Origin of the sequence: Kitasatospora sp. NPDC059599, from assembly GCF_042735125.1 — a bacterium.
Taxonomy (GTDB): domain Bacteria; phylum Actinomycetota; class Actinomycetes; order Streptomycetales; family Streptomycetaceae; genus Kitasatospora.
This window is the reverse complement of the sequence record NZ_JBHWCL010000001.1, coordinates 23,386-42,704: the sequence shown is the minus strand read 5'-3', so window position 1 is coordinate 42,704 and position 19,319 is coordinate 23,386. Positions and strand designations below refer to the sequence as shown.

Genomic DNA, 19,319 nt, shown 5'->3' with positions numbered 1-19,319 from the left:
ACGGCCGGCGGCGGCAGGCAGACCATGGTCATCATCGGCGGCGGGCTCGGCGGCCTGTCCACCGGCTGCTACGCGCAGATGAACGGCTACCGCACCCGGATCCTGGAGATGCACGAGATCCCCGGCGGCTGCTGCACCGGCTGGGACCGCGGCGAGTTCACCTTCGACTGCTGCGTCAGCTGGCTGCTGGGCAGCGGTCCGGGCAACGAGATGCACCGGATCTGGCTCGAACTCGGCGCGCTGCAGGGCAAGCGGATGCGCAACTTCGACGTCTTCAACGTGGTGCGGGCCAGGGACGGCCGGGCGGTCTACTTCTACTCCGACCCGGACCGGCTGGAGGCCCACCTGCTCGAACTGGCCCCGGAGGACGCCCGGCAGATCCGGCAGTTCTGTGCCGGGCTGCGCAAGTTCCGCCTGGCGCTGGCCCGTTACCCCTTCCTCAAGCCGGTCGGACTGATGGGGCGGCGGGAGCGGTGGCGGATGCTCGCCTCCTTCCTGCCGTACGTCAACGTGATCCGGCGCTCGATCACCGTGCTGATGAGCGACTACTCGGCGCGGTTCCGCAGCCCGCTGCTGCGCGAGGCGTTCAACTTCGTCCTCTACGAGAAGCACCCCAACTTCCCCGTGCTGCCGACGTACTTCCAGCTCGCCTCGCACGCCGGGCAGTCGGCCGGGGTGCCGGAGGGCGGCTCGCTCGGCCTGGCGCACTCGATCGAGCAGCGCTACCGGCGGCTCGGCGGCGAGATCACGTACAACGCCAAGGCGACCGAGATCCTGGTCGAGCGGGACCGGGCGGTCGGGGTGCGGCTGAGCGACGGCCGGGAGGTGCGGGCGGACATCGTGGTGGCGGCCTGCGACGGCCGGACCACGGTGCTGGACCTGCTCAAGGGCCGCTACCTGAACGACACCTACCGCCGGCTGTACACCACGACCATCACCGAACCCGGCATGGTCTTCCCCGGCTACCTGACCGTGTTCCTCGGCCTGCGCCGGCCCTTCCCGGCCGGCGATCCGTGCACCACCTACCTGCTGGAGGACGACCTCGCCGCCCGGCTCACCGGGATCCGGCACCCCAGCATCAACGTCCAGTTCCGCAGCCGCCACTACCCGGAGCTGTCCCCGGCCGGGACCACCGTGGTCTACGCCAGCTACTTCTGCGACATCGCCCCCTGGCGCGAACTCAGCACCGGGCCGGAGCAGACGCCCCGGCTGCGGCGCGGCGAGGAACTGCACACCCTGCCGGTCGGCCGGGGCCGGGAGTACCAGCGGGAGAAGCGCCGGGTGCGGGACGCCGTGATCGAGTTCCTGGACGCCCACCACCCGGGTCTGAAGGACGCGGTGGCGGTCAAGGACGTCTCCACCCCGCTCACCCAGGTCCGCTACACCGGCAACTACGACGGCACGGTGCTGGGCTGGCAGCCCTTCGTGGAGGGCGGGGAGACCCTGGAGGAGGAGATCAAGCGCAACGGCCCGGGGCTGCCCGGTCTGGAGAACTTCTACCTCTCCGGAGTCTGGGCGACCACCGGCGGGCTGATCCGGGCGGCGGCGGCCGGCCGGCACGTCGTCCAGTTCGTCTGCCGGGACGACCACAAGCCGTTCACCGCCGAGGTGGACGACAGCGCGCCGCCGCCCACCCTGCTCATCGACCCGGTCGGACCGGTCGACCGCCAGTTTGGAGTCACCTCGTGAGGATCGAGAGTTGGACCGTCGGGGAGCACGTGGACGGCGTGCCGGACGTCGAGCGGATGTACCGGAAGGCCGTGGAGGAGGTGGACGTCCGCCTCGCCGCGGACGAGATGCTGCTGCGCACCCGGTACGTCTCGGTCGACCCGTACCTGCAGGGCATCGCGCTGGACACCCCGATCGGCGACCACATGGGCGCCGACTCGATCATGGAGGTGCTGGAGGCCGGGCCGGCCGCGCCGTTCGCGGCCGGCGACCTGGTGCAGGGCTTCGGCGGCTGGCGCAGCCACGTGATCAGCAACGGCGCGCCGAGGCTCTGGCAGACCGGCACCTTCCCGATGGTCTTCCCCGCCTTCCGCCGGCTGGAGCCCGGCCACTACGACGAGGCACTGCCGCTCTCCACCGCGCTCGGCGTCCTGGGCGGGCCGGGGATGACGGCCTGGGGGACGGTCGAGAAGTTCCTGGACGTGCGCCCCGGTTCGACCGTGCTGGTCAGCGGGGCCTCCGGGGCCGTGGGTTCGCTGGTCGGGCAGCTGGCCAGGCACCGGGGCGCGCGGGTCCTCGGCACCACGGCGACGCCGGAGAAGGCCGGGCGGCTGTGGGAGCTGGGGTTCGACGGGGTGGTGCTGTACCGCGACGGCGACGCCCCGGAGCGGCTGGAGAAGGAGCTGGCCGAACTCGCGCCGGACGGCATCGACCGCTACTTCGACAGCCTCGGCGGGGTGCTGACCGACGTGGTCTTCGGCATGCTCGCGGTCGAGAGCCGGGTCGCGGTCTGCTGGCAGTGGGGGAGTCAGGTCGGCGGCGGCTGGGCGGGCCCGCGGCTGCTGCCGATGATCATGTACCCGCGCACCACGATCCGGGGGATCTTCTCGCTGGAGTGGTTCACCGACGAGAACTGGGCGGCGCTGCGGCGGGACCTCGGCGCGCTGGTCCGGAACGGGGAGCTGAGGTACCAGCAGACCGTCCACCGGGGCTTCGACAGCATCCCCGCCGCGTACCGCAGCCTCTACGTGGACCGGTCGGCGGCCCGGGGGAAGGTGCTGGTCGAGCTCTGAGCGGATGCCCGGGCCCGGATTCGCGTGAGCACTTCGGCGACTGTTTCGGTGTAGTGGTTGACTAGTGTTCTACTAGACCATAACAATTCAGGGGCAGGCCTCAACGACCGAGGAGACGCCCCGTGATCGAATTCCATGTGGACCGGACGGACAGCCTCCCCGCCTACGCCCAACTCGTGCAGCAGGTACGGGAAGCGCTCAGGCTGGGACTGCTGAAGCCCGGCGACCGCCTGCCCGCCGTCCGGGACGTCGTCGTCTCGTGCACCGTCAACGCCAACACCGTGCTCAAGGCCTACCGGGAGCTGGAACACGGCGGGCTGGTCGAGGCCCGGCAGGGCTCCGGCACCTTCGTCACCGGCTCGCTCGGCGCCGTCGAACCGCACGACATGGCGCGGCTGCGCACCGGACTCGCCCGCTGGGTCTCCGACGCCCGCGAGGCCGGACTGGAGGACGAGGACGTCAAGGCCCTGGTCACCGCCGTGCTCGCCGCAGAGCCGGCCGCCTCCGAGCGCGACACGCGCCAGGGGGCCGGGGCGTGAGCGCCGCCCTGGAGGCGCGCGGGCTGACCAAGCGGTACCGCGGCGTGACCGCCCTGGACGACTGCAGTTTCACCATCCCGGCCGGTGGCGTGGTCGCGCTGGTCGGCGCGAACGGCGCGGGCAAGTCCACCCTGCTGGGCATCGCCGGCGGCATGCTCAGACCCACCGCCGGTGAGTACCGAACGGACGGCCGGGTGGTCCTGCTCTCCCAGGACAAGCCGCTCTACCGCGACTTCAGCGTGGCCGACATGCTGAACTTCGGTCGCCACACCAACCTCGTGTGGGACCAGGCCCGCGCACTCGCCTGGCTGGCGCGGTTCGCCGTCCCGCTGGACCGGCGCTGCGACAAGCTCTCCGGCGGACAGCAGGCGCAGGTCGCGCTCGCGGTCGCGCTCGGCGCCTGCCCGTCGCTGCTCCTGCTGGACGAACCGCTGTCCAACCTCGACCCGGTCGCCCGCAAGGCCGTCACCGGCGAACTGCTCGCCGAAGTCGCCGAGACCGGGATGACGGTCCTGCTGTCCACCCACGTCGTGGCCGAACTCGCCGGCGTGGGCGACCACTTACTGCTGCTCTCGCACGGCCGCAACATCCTGGACGGCGACGTCGAGGACCTCCTCGCCCAGCACGTGCGACTGACCGGGCCGCGCAGCGACCGACCGCCCGTCGAGGGGCAGGTCGTCCACGAGAACCACACCGCCCGGCAGTCCACCTTCGTGGTGCGCACCCTGCTCGGCGCGGCCACCCCGCTGGACGCCCAGGGCTGGAGCGGCCACCCCGTCACGCTGGAGGACATCGTGCTCGGCTACCTCAGGACCTCGCTCGGGGAGACCGGACTGTGAGCGCCCCGGCCACCACCCCGCCGCCCGCCGCCACACCGCCGCCCGCCGCCACCCGGTCCGTGCCCGCCGCCGGGGGGAACCTGTGGCGCGGCGTCCTCTGGCTCACCTGGCGCCAGCACCGCTGGCAGCTGATCGGCGGCGCCCTCCTCACCGCCGCCATCCTGATCTGGATGGCCGTCAACGCGGCCGACCTGCAGAGCGCGCTCGACCTCTGCCACGGGCCGGACTGCTCCCGGGCCGTCGCCGAGGACCGGCTCGCCCGGATCGGCCACGCCACCGACATCGCCGGCTACCAACTGAACCTCGTGGTCTTCCTGCCCGCGATGCTCGGCATGTTCATCGGGGTGCCGCTGCTGGCCAGGGAGTACGAGCAGCGCACCCTGCTGCTCGCCTGGTCCCAGGACGTCAGCCCGCGGCGCTGGCTGTTCGGCAAGCTCGCGGTGCTCGGCACCGTCGTCGGCGGGCTGGCCGCCGCGCTCTCCGCCGAGTGCCTGCACGTCGCCGGGCTCGTCCACCTCGGCGCCCGGCGCAGCCTGTTCGAGGGCACGCTCTTCCAGGCCGGCGGCTGGATGCCGCTCACGCTCGCCCTCGCCTGGGGGATGTTCGGGGTGGCGACGGGGGCGGCGCTGCGCCGGCTGCTGCCCGCGTTCGTGGTGGTGCTCGGGGCCTTCGCCGGGCGCACGACGCTGATGGAGCAGCTGCGGCCGCACCTGATGGACCCGGTGACCCGGACGATCTCGCTCGCCGCGGAGCGCGGCGAGGGCGCCGACCCGTTCGCCGCGGTCGCCAACGACCTGGTCCTGGACGGCGGCAAGGCGCCGTTCGTCGACGCCGCCGGGGCCCTCCACCCGTACAACGAGGTGATGGGGCAGTGGTGCGGAAACATCCCCGACGGGCGGGCCGCCGCCTTCACCTCCTGCCTGCAGCAGCACGGGCTGACCGGGATCCGGCAGAGCCTGCAGCCGGCGAGTCGGCTGGGCACCTTCCACCTGATCGAGAACGGGCTGAACCTCGGGCTGTTCGCGGTGTCCCTGGCCGTGACCTGGTGGCTGGTGCGCCGAGCCCGGACCACCGTGTAGCGCGGCGGGGCGGACCACGGTGTAGCGGGGCGGGGTGGGCTGGGCGGCAGACCGTCACCCGCCCGGCCGCCGGGCGCCCATCCGGGTGCCGGGCACCCGCTCGGGTGCGCGGTGGGCAGCCCGTTCCGAGGGGCCGGGGCGTCGGCTAGTCCGAGAGGCCGGCGGCCCGCAAGCGGCGGAGGACGGCGTCCCACTCCGGGGTGACCGGCTCGGTCCGCCGGGTGCCGACCCCGAGGTCCTTGAAGCCGGTGGAGGTCGACAGGCACACCACCGGGCCGTCCGACAGGTCGGGCTCGCCGAGGCTGCGCAGCCCGGCCAGGCCGGCCGCCGCGGACAGCTCGGTCCACAGGCCGGCGCGGGCCAGCTCGCGCTGGGCGTCCGCCAGGCGGTGGTCGTCCACCGTGAGCGCCCGGCCGCCGCTCTCCCGGACCGCGACCACCCCGCGGTAGCCGCTCACCGGGGAGGCGATCGAGTAGGCGTCGCTCGGGCCGACCGTCACGTGGGCGGCGGGCAGGCCCTGTTCGATCGCCCTGGCCAGCGGACCGGAGGCCGCCACCTCGCAGGAGTGGACGCGCGGCACCCGGTCGGTCAGGCCCAGGCGGCGCAGTTCGGCGAATCCCTTCCAGACACCGAAGAGCAGTTCGCCGTACCCGGTGGGGACGAACACCGCGCTCGGCACGCCGACGTCCTGGAAGATCTCGTACGCGACGGTCTTGTAGCCCTCGGGGCCGAACGCGTGCCCGGTGTGGGTGGTGGTCAGATTGCTGACCGGGTGCAGACCGAGCCGGTCGACCACCTGCCGCAGCAGCGGCCAGCGGGCCTCCCACGGCACCGGGAGCACCACCGCGCCGTAGGCGTTGAGGAAGGCGTCGACGTTCGGCGGGACGTCGGGGCCGGTGAACACGACGCAGGGCAGCCCGGCGCGGGCGGCGTAGGCGGCGGCCGAGGCGCCGTGGTTGCCGGAGGAGGCGACCGCGATGCCGGGGGCGCCGACGCCCACGGCGGCGCTCGTGGTGCACCGGTTCAGCCGGTCCTTGTGGCTCCAGGTGGGGTTGCGCGACTCGTCCTTGACGTACACCCCGGGCTCGATCTCGACCAGCGGCGTGGCGCCCTCGCCCAGGCCCGGCGCGAGCAGCGGCGGCAGCAGCGGTGCCCAGCGCTCCAGGCCGCCGCGCGTCGGGGCGGGGGCGAAGAGGCCGGTCGGGTCGACCTTGTCGTAGGCGTAGTCGACCTCGACGGGGTAGGCGACGTCCTCGGTGCCGGTGCGCGGGCAGCCCGCGGTGAGCGGGGGCCAGAGCGGGTAGTCGAGGCCGGGGTCGCCGAGGGAGCGCTGGCCGGTTGCGAGGGAGTCTGCGGTTGCCATGTAAGCAGCCTAATGGCGTTTCAGGTGCTACCGGGTGGGGTTTGTGATTCCCGTGCGCCTGGGCACACTCACAGGGTCGGCGGAGATCGGACGGAACCGGGGGAGCGATGGACAGCGGCGTGCGGGCGATGGTCGAGGCGGTCGGCGAGGCGCAGCGGCAACTGCGGGAGAACGCCCTCCCGAAGGTCCGGGAGAACCGGGACCGCGTCGCGGAGACCGAGGAGGCCGCGCTGCTGGCCGCCCTCGCGGGGTTGGTCGATGCCGCAGGGGAGTTGGCGGAGGGGCTCGTGGACCGGATCGACACGCCCGACACCCGCAAGGTGTACCTCTGGGCCGGAAAGCGGTTGCGCGAGCAGGCCGGTCACCTGCGGAACGACGAGCGGCAGGTGAGCGCCGGAGTGAAGCCCGCCGGGCCGGCGAAGACGCCCTGACCCGGCGGGCTGTGGTCACCCGGTGGTGAACGAGCGGGTCACGAGGCGGTGAACAGCAGGGCGACCAGGCGGCCGTCGGCGTCGCGGCCCTCGTAGCAGCCCGCCGACTCGGCGCTGACCGGGAAGGCCAGGACGTTGACGCCGGTGCGCGCGTCCACGGTGACGTCCGCCCAGGCGGGCATCCGGCCGGTCGGGTCGGCGGTGGCCAGTTCGGCCTCCACGTGCGCCACGAAGGCGTCGAGGTCCGGGAAGGCGTCCGGGCGCGGGCCGTCGAAGCGCAGGGCGTCCATCGCGGTGCCGTCCCAGAGGAAGCCGAGGTCGGGGCCGAGCGGCTGGTGGTCCTCGACCACGTCCTCGAACTCGGCCCCGGCGATCGCCTCGGGGTCGGCGAACGGGATCAGCGCCATGGTGACGCGGACCGACTCCCGCCCGCTTCCGGTGTCCGGTCGGCGGACCACGCCTATGTGCACGGGGTGGGTGCCGGCGGGCACCTCGTCGCAGGCGGACCACTCCGACGCGTCGTGGCTGCTGAAGACCAGGGCCGAGGTGACGGTCAGGTCGCCGGCGCGGTGGAACTCCTCCGGGCGCTCGCCGAGGAATTCGTCGATGTGCTCGTCCGCGAGGTCGCGGAGCAGCGTCTCCATGTTCATGCGGGCCATGATGGCAGCCCCCGCCGACAGTGCGACGGGGGCCGCCGGGTGGTTCGAGCGCCGGTCCGGTGACGGATCGGTGATGACTCAGCGGTGGCCGGGGAACTGCACCACCTGCTGGTAGGTCGGCCGGTTCTGCCAGGTGGTCTTGATGTCCGTCACGCCGCCCAGCGGGCGCTGGATGATCGTGTCGGCGCACCACTGGTCGCCGGCCGGGCAGTCGGCGTCGCCCGGGTAGACCTGGGCGGCGGTCTGCGCGGCCGCGCGCTTGAGGGTGTCCAGCAGGACGCCCCGGCAGGCGGTGAGGTCGCCCCCGCCGCAGAACGGGCGGGCCAGCGGGCCCCTGACCTGGTCGCCGAGGACGGACCGCAGGTCCTTGTCCAGGTAGCTCCACCAGCCGTACTGGAAGGACGAACCCTTGTGCGGGATGCCCTCGTTGGCGCTCACCGGCCCGCCGCCGGGGCCGGTCTGCCCGCCGGAGGGCGACTCGTTGATCTGCAGGGCGCCGGTCAGGGCGCCGAACAGCCCGTCGCCGAGGCCCGGCCGCATCACGCCCTCGGCGGCCAGCGGCCACCAGGCGTCCATCACCCGGATCGCGGTCGCGTCCGCGTAGGCGTGGCTGCCGGGCGAGGTCTCCTTCCGCTGGGCGCCGTCGGCGAGCCAGGCCTCCAGCTGCTGCAGGGCGGTGAGGGCGGCCGGGTCCGTGACCGGCGCGCTGCGCAGCACCCGGATCAGGTCGGGCAGGACGTCCTCGGCCCGGAGGTCGGCCAGGGCGGCGCCCTCCATGGCCTGGGTGAGCGAGACCCGGCTGACCTTGCCGCCGCCCTGCAGCAGTGCCTTCACCCGGTCGTCGAGCAGGTTCGCGCGGTGCACCGAGCCGTTGCCGAAGCCGGCCGCGGTGTAGCCGTTCGCCTGCTTGTTGTTCCAGGAGACGTAGTAGTCCTGGTCGACGGACTGCGGGTGTTCGGCCGCCGGGGTGTACCGGGCGGTGTTGGTGGCGGGGTCGAAGTCCGCCCACTCGTAGGCGGGCAGGGCCAGTACGGGCAGTCCGGCGTCGACCCCCGGGGCGCGCACCGGGTTGCTGCCGGAGTTGTAGTACGCGATGTCGCGGGAGTCGGCGTAGAACCAGTTGAAGGTGTAGTCGATGTCCTGCGCGGCCCGTTGGAAGCTCGCCGCGTCGTGGACCGCGCCGGGGTCGTTGAGCTCCTGGAAGCCGATGATGGAGTCGGCCTCGTGGCGGTACGTGGAGCGCAGCGCGGTGAAGGCGACGGGTGCGCCGCCGACCGTGCCGCGGGCGGTGACCAGGCCGTACCTGGACCGGTACATCACCAGGGTGTAGGAGCCGGCCGCGGTGGAGTCGGCGGTGGTGGGGTTCCACGCGTCCTTGCGTTCCAGGCGGTCGAAGGGCAGGCACTGGCCGTGCCACAGGTAGGAGTCGGCGGCGGTGGTGACCGGCGATCCGTCCGTGGTGCAGAGCGGGACGGCGTAGCTGTCGGTGATGTCCTGTCCGGCGGAGGTGGCGCTCCAGGCGTAGTCCTGGCCGCGGCCGAGCTGCACGTAGAAGCTCAGGCCGGCGAAGGCGGCGCCGCGCGCGCTGATCCCGGGGCCCTGGATCTCCTCCAGCATCAGCAGCTGCGGGGCGAAGTAGCCGGTCTGCGGGCCGAACACGGCCACCGGGTGGCCGTCGTCGGTGTGCGCGCCGGACACCAGCAGGGCGTTGGACATGCCGTGCTTGGCGGTGAGCAGGTTGCCGGGGAGCACGCCGTCCGCCTCGGTGGTGGCCGTGTTCGCCGAGCCGGTGGCGTCGTAGACCATCCGCTCGGGCACCACCGAGCCGGGGTCGGGCAGGGCCTCCCCCTGCGGCTGGTCGGGCACCGTGGCGTACGGGAAGCTCTGCCCGTCGTGCAGGGTCCGGACGGCCTCGGGGTCGTCGGCCTCGCGCAGCGACTTCCACAGCGCGTCGCCGGCGTCCTTGCCGTAGCGGGCCTCGGCGCTCGACTTGACCTGGGCGGAGGCCAGTTCGTTGCCGCCGCCGGAGCCGAACAGGGCGCCGACCACGGAGGCGAGCGCGACCAGGTCGGTCAGCTTGAACGGCTCGATCGACCCGGCGTTGGTGATCGGGTCGATGTGCCCGGTCAGGTCGTACTCGCCGGGGAACGTCCGGGCGTCGTAGGACTCCTTGGCGTACCGGTTGATGCCGTCGAGGTAGGCGGAGGCGTCGGAGAGGGCCTGGGTGGCCCGGCCGCCGCGGGCGGCGATGGCGTCGATCTGCTGCTGCAGCTCCGCCTCGGTGTACGGCGCGGCCTGCCAGAAGCTCTGCTCCAGCTGCCGGTTGGCGGCGGCGCCGCCCGCGAAGCCGGACAGCTGGCCGCGGCCGACGTGGCGGAAGAGGTCCATCACCCAGAGCCGGTCCTGGGCGGCGGCGTAGCCCGCGCCGAACTCGGTGCCGTAGCGGGTGGTGCCGGTGATGTGCGGGACGCCGGTGGCCTTGTCGCGCACGATGGTGACGTCGGAGCGGGGGCTGGTGGTGACGGCGACCTGGTCGGCGGGGACGCCGAAGGAGGCGTCGTTGAAGAAGTCGCGCAGCTTGGCCTCGGTGAGGCCGGGGTAGCCGGCGGCGAGCCCGGCGTAGGGGCCGAGCTGGTCGTCGGTGTGGGCGGGGCGGGTGCCGAACATCCGGTTGAGCAGGATGTCGGCGAGGGTGGCGTTGCCGTTCTCGCCGGGCGGCAGGATGTCGGCGCAGTGGCCGCCGCAGTAGTCGCCGGCGGTGGCGCTCGGCGCGGTGGGGGCGGCGGCCGCGGTGGGGGTGGTGGTGAGGGCGGCGGTGACGAGCAGGGCCGACGCGAGGGCGGCGGCCGCCCCGGATCGGAGGGGGTGTCGGAGGGGGTGGGGGCGTAGGCGCAAGGCGGACTCCTCCGTCGAAGCCACGGGGAGTCGACGGTAGGGGCGCTACTGGCCGGTTGGCTAGTGGCGTGCATGCCATTTTCATCGGTGCGCTGGGGAGTTGACGGGGCGGCGGTGGGGGTGGTGCGGGCGTTCGGGCCGGTCGTCGGCGGTGTCGGCTAGGGTCGGGCGGGTCCGGGAACGGGATCGTTCGCCGGTCGGCAGGACAGGAAGTGAACGGGGGCGCGCAGGCATGGACACGGGTCGGGAGCGGGGCGGGGCGGTGGAGGCCGTGGCCGGGGCGGGTGACGAGGGCGGGGCGGCGGAAGCGGGTGAGCACGTCAGGGCGCCGGAAGCGGGTGAGCACGTCAGGGCGCCGGAGGGCTTCGGGCCCAGGGAGCTGCCCGCCGGGCTCACCCACGGACCGAGCCGCGAGCGGCTGGCCGCCGGTGGCCTGCCCCGCGCCTTCGCGCACCTGAACCTGGAGGCGTCCTGGTACGAGCCGTTGCGGACCGCCGCGACCTGGTACGACGGGCTCCGGGACGAGGACGCCGGGGGCCTGGTCGTGCTGGGCGAGGCGGACTACCGCGGCTCGTCCGGGCACGCCCTCGCCGACGTGCTGCTCGACGGGGCCTCCGGTGAGGTGTACCTGGCCTGCGGGGACGACTCAGGAGGCCTGCGCCGGGACCTGCTCGCCGGCAGCCTGGACACCCTGGTCGCCCTGATGATCGAGGTGGAGGCCGTCACGGCCGGCGCCGCCGAGCCGTACGAGCCCGAGGAGGGCGAGGAGTTCGAGCCGCGCGGACCGGGGACGGTCGCCGAGGTCACCAGGGTCTCCCTGGACCGGATGCGGGCCGTCGATCCGGAGCTGTTCCGGCGCACGGACGACCGGCCGGCGCACTGGGAGACGGCGGTGCGGATCCGGGCGCTCGCCTGGGGAGCGCTGCCCGGCGGGCCGGACGACCTGCGGTACGCCCTCGACGCGTCCCTGGTGGAGGAACTCGCGGCGCTCACCGGCGGTACCGTCCGGCGCTTCCGGGAGGACGAACTGCCGGCGGTGCTCGGCCACGCCCCGACCCGCCGGCTGCTCACCGGGCTCGGCCTGCCGCTCTCCGACCGGGGGACGTTCCGGATCGACCCGGAGGGGCCGCTGCTGACGATGGCGCAGACCCTCCCGGACGCCTTCGAGCCCGAGGACGAGGAGGAGGACAGCCGTTACTACCAGGCCGGGTTCCTCGCCCTGGCGGACTGGACGTACGACTTCACCGTCGCGCTGGACGGCGCCACCGGCCGCCTGGAGCTCCCGCCGTGGTTCGACGACGGCGAGCCCGCCGCCTACCTGCACCGCGACGTCTCGGCGCTGCTCCACGTGCTCTGGGCGTACGAGCGCCTGCGCGCGGACCGGCGCGACGCGCTGCGCCGATCCGCTCCGGTGCCCTGGGAGGCCTTCGATCCGTGCCGGCTGCTGGACAGTGCGGCGCAGGAGGCGCTGCGGGCACTGGATCCGGAGGCCTTCGCGTCCGGCACCCACTTCTGGCCGATCCTGGCCGACGACGGTCACATGGGGGGTCTGCTGGAGTAGCGGCGGGCGGTCAGGCAGGCGGGCAGGTGGGTAGGTGGGCAGGTGGGCAGGCAGGTGGGCAGGCAGGCGGGCGGTCAGGGGGTTCGGCGGGCGGGGCGTCCGGCGAGCAGGGCGGCCGCGGTGGCCGCGTCCGTGGCCGGCAGGCGGGGGGCGAGGTCGGCGAGACGGTGCAGGAGGTGCTCCCGGACCGGGCCGGGGGAGGTGGCCACCGAGCCCGCGAGGACGAGCGGTTCGGCGGGCACGGCGGTGGCGCGGGCCAGTGCGGCCAGGTGGTCGGCGGCGGTGCGGGCGATGACGAGGGCGGTGGCGTCCCCGTCGCCGGCCAGCCCGGTGACCAGCGGAGCGAGGTCGGCGAGGCGGCGCGGCGGGCCGCCGTAGGCCCACCGCAGCAGCCGGTCGGGGGTGTCGGCGCCGCAGTGGGCGCGGACGGCGGTGCCGAGCGGGCCGTCCGGGTCGGCGTGGGCGACCCGCACCGCCTCCCGGCCGAGCCAGAACCCGCCGCCCTCGTCGCCGAGCAGCCAGCCGAGCCCGCCGCCGCGCGCGAGCGTGCGGGTGCCGTCGAGGCGGACGCAGATGGTGCCGGTCCCGGCGATCAGGACGGTGCCCCGGCCGTCGGCGACACCGCCGGCGGCCAGGGCGGGGACGGTGTCCGGGACGAGCCGGACCGGGCAGTGGAGGCCGAGCGCGGCGCGGGCCCGGCGGGCGAAGCCGTCCGGGTCGGGCAGCGCGCGGTACCCGGCGAGGCCGATCAGACAGGCCGCGACCCGGGCCGGGTCGCGGGGCCCGAGCGCGGCCGACACCGCGGCGGCCAGGTGCCCGAGGGTGTCGGCCGGGTCCTGCCCGGCCGGATTGGCCCCGCCGCCCCCGCCCCGGCCGAGCAGGGCGCCGGCGGGGTCGAGGAGGACGGCGCGGGTGTGGCTGCCACCCGCGTCGACGCCGAGGTGCAAGGTGGTCATGGGGGCGGCTCCGGTGGGAGGAGGGGCTGGTCGGGGAACCGATCGGCGGTCAGCCCGCCGGGTGCAGCGTCAGGTCCGCCGGTCCCTGGGCGAACCGGGTGAAGCGGACCTGGAGGCCGTCCCGCTCGGGGGAGGCGCAGAACGGTCCGGCCGCCGCGGCCACCGCGGGCGGCAGCGGCGCCAGCCGGACCAGGCGCCAGGGGCCGTCGTCGCAGCGGGCGCGGACCGTCACGGCGTCCCCGCTGCGGCTGGCTCTGACGGTGACCTCTCTCCCGTGCCACTCGGGTACGGGGGCCAGCGACCAGTCGGAGACGCCGCGGGTGACGACCGCGCCCAGGTGCGGGAGGCCGTCGCTCATCTCGACCCCGGCCTTGATCCAGGTCTGCGGGTCGACCCGGACCAGCAGGCCCGCCTGGTCGTAGAGGGCGGCGAAGTCGGCGACGAAGGAGACCTCGGTCGCGCTGCCCGGCGGGAATCCGGTGAGCAGCGCGTGCCCGTCGTCCCGGACGAAGCCGTAGCTGGTGGTGCGCCAGAAGTCGCTGCGGCCGCGGGCGGTGACCAGGAGGTCGGTGCCGTCGGTCCGGGCGCGCTCGGGCTGGTTGAGCCAGCTGCCCTCGTGCCAGGCGATGTCGCGGGGCGGGTGCATGGGAGGCCTTCCTTCCGGTCTGCCAGCCGATGGCTGCAAATTTTCAGAAAGGTCCATTCAACACCCGCCCGGGTGGGCTTGGTGAGGTTTGTCAGGGCTTCGGCGCGAGCCGGATCGGGCTGCTCTCCTTGCGCTCCGGCGCCTCGGCCGTGCGGGCCGCCCCGGCCGGCGGGAGCGCGCCGCTGACCGAGCGGGAGAAGTCCAGCCGGCCGCCGCGGACGAGGCCGAGCAGGTCCACCACATCGGGTCCGTCGGAGCCGTCGTGGCCGCGGCTCTGCCGGCGCAGGTAGCTGTCCGGGGTGCCGTTGGTGGCGGTCGGCGGCTTGTCGGTGAGGTCGACCAGCGCCGGGCGGCCGTGCTCGCCGAGCGAGGCCATGACCTGCTCGCGTACGGCGGCGCCCCGGTGAAGTCGAAGGCGGCGGACAGCGGGCGGGGCGGTGGACGAGCCGTGCGGTTGTGCGCGCGGCTGCCCGGAGGGCGTGCGCAACCCGGCCGAGCCGGGGCGGGCGTTCGTGGTGCTGGGTGCCGAAGCGCTCGTGGGATTCCTTGAACTCGCCGCTTCCGTGGCCGAGTCGGATGCGCGGACCCCGAAGTGGACGGCTGAGGTGGACGGCTGAGGTGGCTGGTCAGGGCTGTGGGGCCAGGATGCGGTCCGGGGCGTGGGGCCGGGGTGTGCTCCGGGGTCGTCGTCAGGCCCTCCGGGGGGAGGTGCCGCGCCGTGCGGGCGGCGAGATGCGAACCCGCTCGGTGGCCGGCGCCCGCTCGATGTCGTCCAGCTGGGCCAGGATGGTGGCGCGCAGGTCGTCGTCGTCCTCGAAGTGGTGGTCGTTGAACAGGGTGTAGCCCGTCCACATCAGGTTGGCGCAGACCCGGGCCGGCACCCGGCCGGTCTGGGCGCCCATGCCGACCAGGGCGACCGACCGGATGGAGCCCGGCTCCAGCCGGTTCTGGTGGTGGACCGCCTGGAAGGCGGCGGCGCAGGCCAGTGCGACGTTCAGCGTCTCGCTCACGTTCTGCGAGGAGGTCCGCATCGTCGGGGCCGATATCAGGAACCGCGGGTTGACGGCCCCGGAGGGGACGCAGACCGCGCTGCCGACCGGGAGCGAGCCGGCGTGCCGCTCGCGGATCGCCTTCTGCACCCGCAGCTGGATGCCCGCGCCCAGGTGGCGCTTGATCGCGGCGTCCGTCCCGCCGTCCATCCGGCCGCGGGAGTTGGTGGGGCTGACCCAGGCGTCGGCCTCGGTGGTGAGCAGGGACGCGTGCCGGACCTCGACCCCCGGGGTGTCGGCGAAGGCGGCCCGCCAGGACTCGACCACCGTCGCGTTGAGGTCGGTCAACACCACCTTGAGCGGCGACTGCGCGCGGTTCGTGGTCATGCTGGGGCTCCTGTCGGTGGGGTGCGGTTCCTGCTGACGTCGATGACGCTAGCGCCCGCCACTGACAAACCGTCCGTTCCCGCGCCCGGCCGTCGGGCCGCCGGCCGGGCGGGCCGGATTGTCGGTCCCCGCTGGTAGGACTGTGGTGTCCGCGGGGGGAGCTGACGGACCGTCATTCTCCCCCCGCCCGTCCATCGTCTGCCAACCGCACGGTCCTGACCAGTCGGGCCGCCTCACACTCCTAGGGCACCACCATGAGCGCTGTCGACACCTCCGCCACCCAGCCCGACCCGAACGACCCGCTCGCCCTCGCCGAGCTGTTCGCGGGCGGCGGCGAGCCGTGGCTCCCGCTGCTGAAGCCTGTCATCCAGGCGCGGCCCGACGCGGCCTCGTTCATCGGCCCCGGCCGCGGCCCGGACGTCGTCCCGGTCCGCGAGCTGACCTTCCAGGCGCTCAAGCCGCACGCGCCGCACAAGTGGAAGGTCGTGGTCTTCGGCCAGAACCCGTACCCGCGGCCGGAGAGCGCCACCGGCATCGCGATGTTCGACAACACCTTCCACGACTGGAAGGACAGCAAGTTCGGCCGGGTGGTCAGCATCCGCTGCATCATCAAGGCGGCGGCGATGTGGAAGTACGGCATCCCCAAGAAGACGCCGATCGCCGACGTGCGGGCGCTGCTGAAGGAGCAGGAGACCGTCCAGCCGCCGGAGTGGTTCCAGGCGATGCTCACCCAGGGCGTGCTGCTGCTGAACGCGGCGCTGACCGCCAGCAGCGACGGCGCGATGGGGCCGGACCAGCACACCGCGTTCTGGCGGCCGGTCGCCGAGCGGATCGTCGAGGAGATCCTCCGGGCCAAGCAGCAGGCCGCGCAGGAGGACCGCTACGTGGTCTTCGCGTGGTGGGGGGCGCACGCCCGCAGCCTGAAGAACGTCGTGCTGCGGCTGCAGGAGAAGTACCCGGAGGTCGAGGTCCGGCACATCGACCACGCCAACCCGGCGGCCCAGGGCGACATCTTCTGCGACGGCGAGCACTTCGCGACGGTGAACGCGGCGCTCGCCGCGGTCGGCGCCGAGGAGGTGGACTGGCTGCCCAGCACCGGGTGGAACGCGCAGGCCGCCGCCGGCGGGGCGGACGGCGCCGTCGCCGAGCGGATGGGCGCCTTCATCGCCTCCACCATGGAGCTGCACCAGCTCTATCTGGACCGCCTCGCGAGCGTCAAGGACGAGGGCCTCGTCCTGCCCGCCATCACCGGTGTGTTCGACACCCCGCTGATGGGCTTCCGGGAGGCGGCGGCACCGGTGGCCGAGGTGCTGCGCGGCCTGGACCGGCACGTCGAGCGGTCGCACGACTTCGGCAAGCGGCGGGCGGACGAGGCGGCCGCCGGCCTGTCCGCCGACGAGATCGCCGCGCTGTACCTGTACACCTGCGAGTCCGCGTTCTACCGGGAGATCAACGCCGTCCTGCGCTCGCCCGACCGCGGTCGGCTGGTGCCCTACCTGCCGTACCTGCGGCTGCTGTTCGCGGCGGTGTCGCGGCTGCCCGTCCGCACCGAGCCGCTCTGGCGCGGGGTCTCGCTGGACCTGCGCCGGCAGTATCCGCTCGGCCGGACGGTGACGTGGTGGGGCGTGTCCTCCTGCACGTCCGAACTGGGCGTGGCGAAGGCCTTCCTCGGCAGCCGCGGCAAGCGGACGCTCTTCGAGGTGCGCCCCGCCAGGGCCGCGGGCATCCAGAGGTTTTCGGCGTTCACCGGGGAGGAGGAGTTCATCCTGCTGCCCGGCACGCAGCTGGAGGTCACGGACGTGCGGACGGAGCGCGGTGGCCTCTGCACCGTGACGCTGACCGAGCTGGCGGAGGGACCCCTGGTGTCCTGATCCGAGTGTGGCGGGCGCGCCCCTCGTCACCCCAAATGCATAACCAAGTCAGTATCTTTACTGAGTTCAGTTATGCTGGATCCCGAGCGAGCCGGCAACCGGGCAAGCGAGCCCGTGGCGAGGGAAGGGACGCGAACGATGACCTCGGAAGTCCAGCGGGTGGCACCGGAGACCCGGGGCCTCGACGGAGAACTGAAGCGGGAGCGGGCCTACGTCGAGGCCTGCCGGGCGGCGATGGCCCGGCAGGTCGAGGACGCGGGCCACCAGGTCGTCGCCGGGGAGGACGTCTCCGGTGACGGCGCCGGCGCGGAAGCGCTCGGCCGGTACCTGCGCACGCGCGCCAGGCGGATGAAGGAGCTGCCGGAGAGCCCGTCGTTCTTCGGCCGCCTCGATTTCGCCGACACCCCGGAGGCCGGGGACCACCGGCGGCAGCGCTACTACGTGGGCCGTCAGCGGATCTCCGAGGACCCGACCGTGCCGCCCCTGGTGGTCGACTGGCGGGCCCCGGTCTCCCGGGCGTTCTACCAGGCGAGTGCCCGCACCCCGCTCGGGCTCGCGCGGCGCCGCCGGTTCGGCTGGGCGCCGTGGAGCCTCGGCCGACCGGAGGAACTCACCGGCCTGGAGGACGAGCACCTCGACGGGCCGGCCCCGGGCGGGCCGGCGGGCAGCGGGCGGGCGTGCAGCGGGACGACGGGCGACGGGACGGCGGGCGGCATCCTCGCCGCCGAGATCGAGCGGCCCCGCACCGGCCCGATGCGGGACATCGTCGCGACCATCCAGCCCGAACAGGACGAGCTGGTGCGCGGCGAGCCGAGCGAGTCCGTCTGCGTGCAGGGCGCTCCCGGCAGCGGCAAGACCGCCGTCGGCCTGCACCGCGCCGCGTACCTGCTCTACGGCTTCCCGCAGCGGATCCGGCGCGGCGGCCTGCTGGTGATCGGCCCCAACCGGACCTTCCTGCGGTACATCGCCGAGGTCCTGCCCGCGCTCGGCGAGGTCGACGTCGTCCAGCGCACCGTCGAGGACCTGGTCGCCACCGTGCCGGTCACCGCCGTGGACGACGAGCGGGCCGCCGCGGTCAAGCAGGACGCGCGGATGGCGACGGTGCTGCGCCGGGCGCTGTACGGGCGGATCCGGACGGCAGGCGCCGAGCCGCTGGTCGTCCCGGACGGCTCCTACCGGTGGCGGGTGACGCCGGAGCGGCTCGACCGGATGGTCGCCGAACTGCGCGAACAGGAACCGCCGTACGCGATCGGCCGGGAGAGCGTCCGCACCCGTGTGGTGGCCGCGCTGCAGGACCAGGCCGAGCGGCGGGCGGGCGTGATGCCCGGCGCGTGGCAGCGGAAGGTCGGCCGTTGCAAGCCGGTCGCGGCGTTCCTGGAGGAGGCCTGGCCCAAACTGCGGCCGGAGGCCGTGGTGGCCGCGCTGCTCGGCGACCCCGCGGTGCTCGCCGAGGCTGCCGACGGCGTGCTCGGCCCGGAGGAGCAGGCGGCGATCCTCTGGCGCCGGCCGCCGCGGTCGGAGCGGAGCGCGAAGTGGTCCGAGCACGACCTGATGCTGCTGGACGAGGTGGCCGGTCTGATCGAGCGCCCGGCCGGTTTCGGGCACGTCGTCGTGGACGAGGCCCAGGACCTCTCACCGATGCAGTGCCGGGCGATCGCCCGCCGCAGTGCCTTCGGCTCCCTCACCGTCCTCGGCGACCTCGCCCAGGCGACCGCCCCGTGGGCCCCGCGCAGCTGGCCGGAGCAGCTGGCCCACCTGGGCAAGCCGGAGGCCGCCGTGGTGCCGCTGACCACCGGCTTCCGGGTCCCGGCCGCGGTGATGGCACTGGCGAACCGGGTGCTGGGCGCCCTGGACGTGGACGTGCCGCAGGCCGTCTCGCTCCGGCGGGACGGTGAGCTGACGGTGCGCGGGGTCGGCGCGGCGGGCCCGGACGGCGCGGCCGACCCGGAGGACGCGGCCGGTCCGGGCGGCGCGGCGCGCCTGGGGGGTGCGGTGGTGGCGGCGGTGCGGGCCGCCCTGGAGCGCGAGGGCTCGATCGCGGTGATCGCCGCGGACGGCGCGGTGACGGCGGCCGTCGAGGTCCTCGGGGCGGCCGGGATCGCGACGGCCTCGGCCGAGCAGGTGGGCACCACGGCCAGGGTGACGGTGCTGCCCGCGTCCCTGGTCAAGGGGCTGGAGTACGACCACGTGGTGGTCGTGGAGCCGGCCGCGATCGTCGAGGCCGAGCCGCGCGGCCTGCACCGGCTCTATGTCGTGGTGACCAGGGCGGTCTCCCGGCTGGACATCCTGCACGCCCGGCCGCTGCCCGCACCGCTGGGCGGCTGACCTGGCCCGGCCGTCGCCCGACCGGTCGGGGGCACCGG

Annotated in this window: 16 protein-coding genes; 9 read left to right on the top strand and 7 right to left on the bottom strand. The window is 74.2% G+C overall.

Going from position 1 to position 19,319, the window contains the following annotated elements; all coding sequences use genetic code 11:
• Window positions 1-24 precede the first annotated feature (24 nt).
• From ACFV04_RS00190 to ACFV04_RS00170, 5 genes are all read left to right on the top strand, one after another.
• Window positions 25-1,689: a phytoene desaturase family protein gene (locus ACFV04_RS00190; RefSeq protein ID WP_380525914.1), complete on the top strand. Its 1,665-nt coding sequence runs from the start codon at window positions 25-27 to the stop codon at window positions 1,687-1,689.
• A complete protein-coding gene (locus ACFV04_RS00185) occupies window positions 1,686-2,741 on the top strand; it encodes an MDR family NADP-dependent oxidoreductase (protein ID WP_380525742.1) in 1,056 nt (351 codons plus the stop codon). Before ACFV04_RS00190 ends, ACFV04_RS00185 begins: the two co-directional genes overlap by 4 nt.
• 122 nt (window positions 2,742-2,863) lie before the next feature.
• Window positions 2,864-3,280 carry a GntR family transcriptional regulator gene (locus ACFV04_RS00180; RefSeq protein WP_380337402.1) on the top strand — a complete coding sequence of 139 codons (417 nt, stop codon included), beginning with the start codon at window positions 2,864-2,866 and terminating at the stop codon, window positions 3,278-3,280.
• On the top strand, window positions 3,277-4,119 hold the full coding sequence (locus tag ACFV04_RS00175; protein ID WP_380337399.1) for an ABC transporter ATP-binding protein: 843 nt from the start codon (window positions 3,277-3,279) through the stop codon (window positions 4,117-4,119). The genes ACFV04_RS00180 and ACFV04_RS00175 overlap by 4 nt, the downstream gene beginning before the upstream one ends.
• Window positions 4,116-5,198: a hypothetical protein gene (locus ACFV04_RS00170; protein WP_380525740.1), complete on the top strand. Its 1,083-nt coding sequence runs from the start codon at window positions 4,116-4,118 to the stop codon at window positions 5,196-5,198. The genes ACFV04_RS00175 and ACFV04_RS00170 overlap by 4 nt, the downstream gene beginning before the upstream one ends.
• 145 nt (window positions 5,199-5,343) lie before the next feature.
• Here the strand turns inward: ACFV04_RS00170 and ACFV04_RS00165 are convergent, their stop codons facing one another.
• Window positions 5,344-6,561, bottom strand: a complete 1,218-nt coding sequence (locus tag ACFV04_RS00165; protein WP_380525738.1) for a pyridoxal-phosphate dependent enzyme — start codon at window positions 6,559-6,561, stop codon at window positions 5,344-5,346.
• 107 nt (window positions 6,562-6,668) lie between these two features.
• Here ACFV04_RS00165 and ACFV04_RS00160 point away from each other — a divergent pair, with 107 nt between their 5' ends.
• Window positions 6,669-6,992, top strand: a complete 324-nt coding sequence (locus ACFV04_RS00160; protein WP_380525736.1) for a hypothetical protein — start codon at window positions 6,669-6,671, stop codon at window positions 6,990-6,992.
• A 38-nt stretch (window positions 6,993-7,030) separates the two neighbouring features.
• On the opposite strand, the gene ACFV04_RS00155 is transcribed toward ACFV04_RS00160, so the two are convergent.
• Entirely contained in the window at window positions 7,031-7,642 is a 612-nt protein-coding gene (locus ACFV04_RS00155; protein WP_380525735.1) for a hypothetical protein, read from the bottom strand.
• Between the two features lie 87 nt (window positions 7,643-7,729).
• A complete protein-coding gene (locus ACFV04_RS00150; protein WP_380525733.1) occupies window positions 7,730-10,546 on the bottom strand; it encodes a penicillin acylase family protein in 2,817 nt (938 codons plus the stop codon).
• Between the two features lie 232 nt (window positions 10,547-10,778).
• Between ACFV04_RS00150 and ACFV04_RS00145 the strand changes: the two genes are divergently transcribed.
• Entirely contained in the window at window positions 10,779-12,107 is a 1,329-nt protein-coding gene (locus ACFV04_RS00145) for an SUKH-4 family immunity protein (RefSeq protein WP_380525731.1), read from the top strand.
• 74 nt (window positions 12,108-12,181) lie between these two features.
• On the opposite strand, the gene ACFV04_RS00140 is transcribed toward ACFV04_RS00145, so the two are convergent.
• The 4 genes from ACFV04_RS00140 to ACFV04_RS00125 form a co-directional block, all read right to left on the bottom strand.
• Entirely contained in the window at window positions 12,182-13,063 is an 882-nt protein-coding gene (locus ACFV04_RS00140) for an N-acetylglucosamine kinase (RefSeq protein ID WP_380525729.1), read from the bottom strand.
• A gap of 49 nt (window positions 13,064-13,112) precedes the next feature.
• Window positions 13,113-13,709 carry a DUF1349 domain-containing protein gene (locus ACFV04_RS00135; RefSeq protein WP_360251819.1) on the bottom strand — a complete coding sequence of 199 codons (597 nt, stop codon included), beginning with the start codon at window positions 13,707-13,709 and terminating at the stop codon, window positions 13,113-13,115.
• 91 nt (window positions 13,710-13,800) lie between these two features.
• Window positions 13,801-14,085 carry a hypothetical protein gene (locus tag ACFV04_RS00130; protein WP_380525727.1) on the bottom strand — a complete coding sequence of 95 codons (285 nt, stop codon included), beginning with the start codon at window positions 14,083-14,085 and terminating at the stop codon, window positions 13,801-13,803.
• A 313-nt stretch (window positions 14,086-14,398) separates the two neighbouring features.
• Window positions 14,399-15,085 carry a macro domain-containing protein gene (locus tag ACFV04_RS00125; RefSeq protein WP_380337375.1) on the bottom strand — a complete coding sequence of 229 codons (687 nt, stop codon included), beginning with the start codon at window positions 15,083-15,085 and terminating at the stop codon, window positions 14,399-14,401.
• Between the two features lie 254 nt (window positions 15,086-15,339).
• Here ACFV04_RS00125 and ACFV04_RS00120 point away from each other — a divergent pair, with 254 nt between their 5' ends.
• Complete coding sequence (locus tag ACFV04_RS00120) at window positions 15,340-16,956, top strand: ADP-ribosyltransferase domain-containing protein (protein ID WP_380525725.1); 1,617 nt, start codon at window positions 15,340-15,342, stop codon at window positions 16,954-16,956.
• A 138-nt stretch (window positions 16,957-17,094) separates the two neighbouring features.
• The gene (locus ACFV04_RS00115) at window positions 17,095-19,281 is read left to right on the top strand and encodes a HelD family protein (protein WP_380525723.1); all 2,187 of its coding nucleotides are present in this window, start codon (window positions 17,095-17,097) and stop codon (window positions 19,279-19,281) included.
• Window positions 19,282-19,319: the final 38 nt, after the last annotated feature.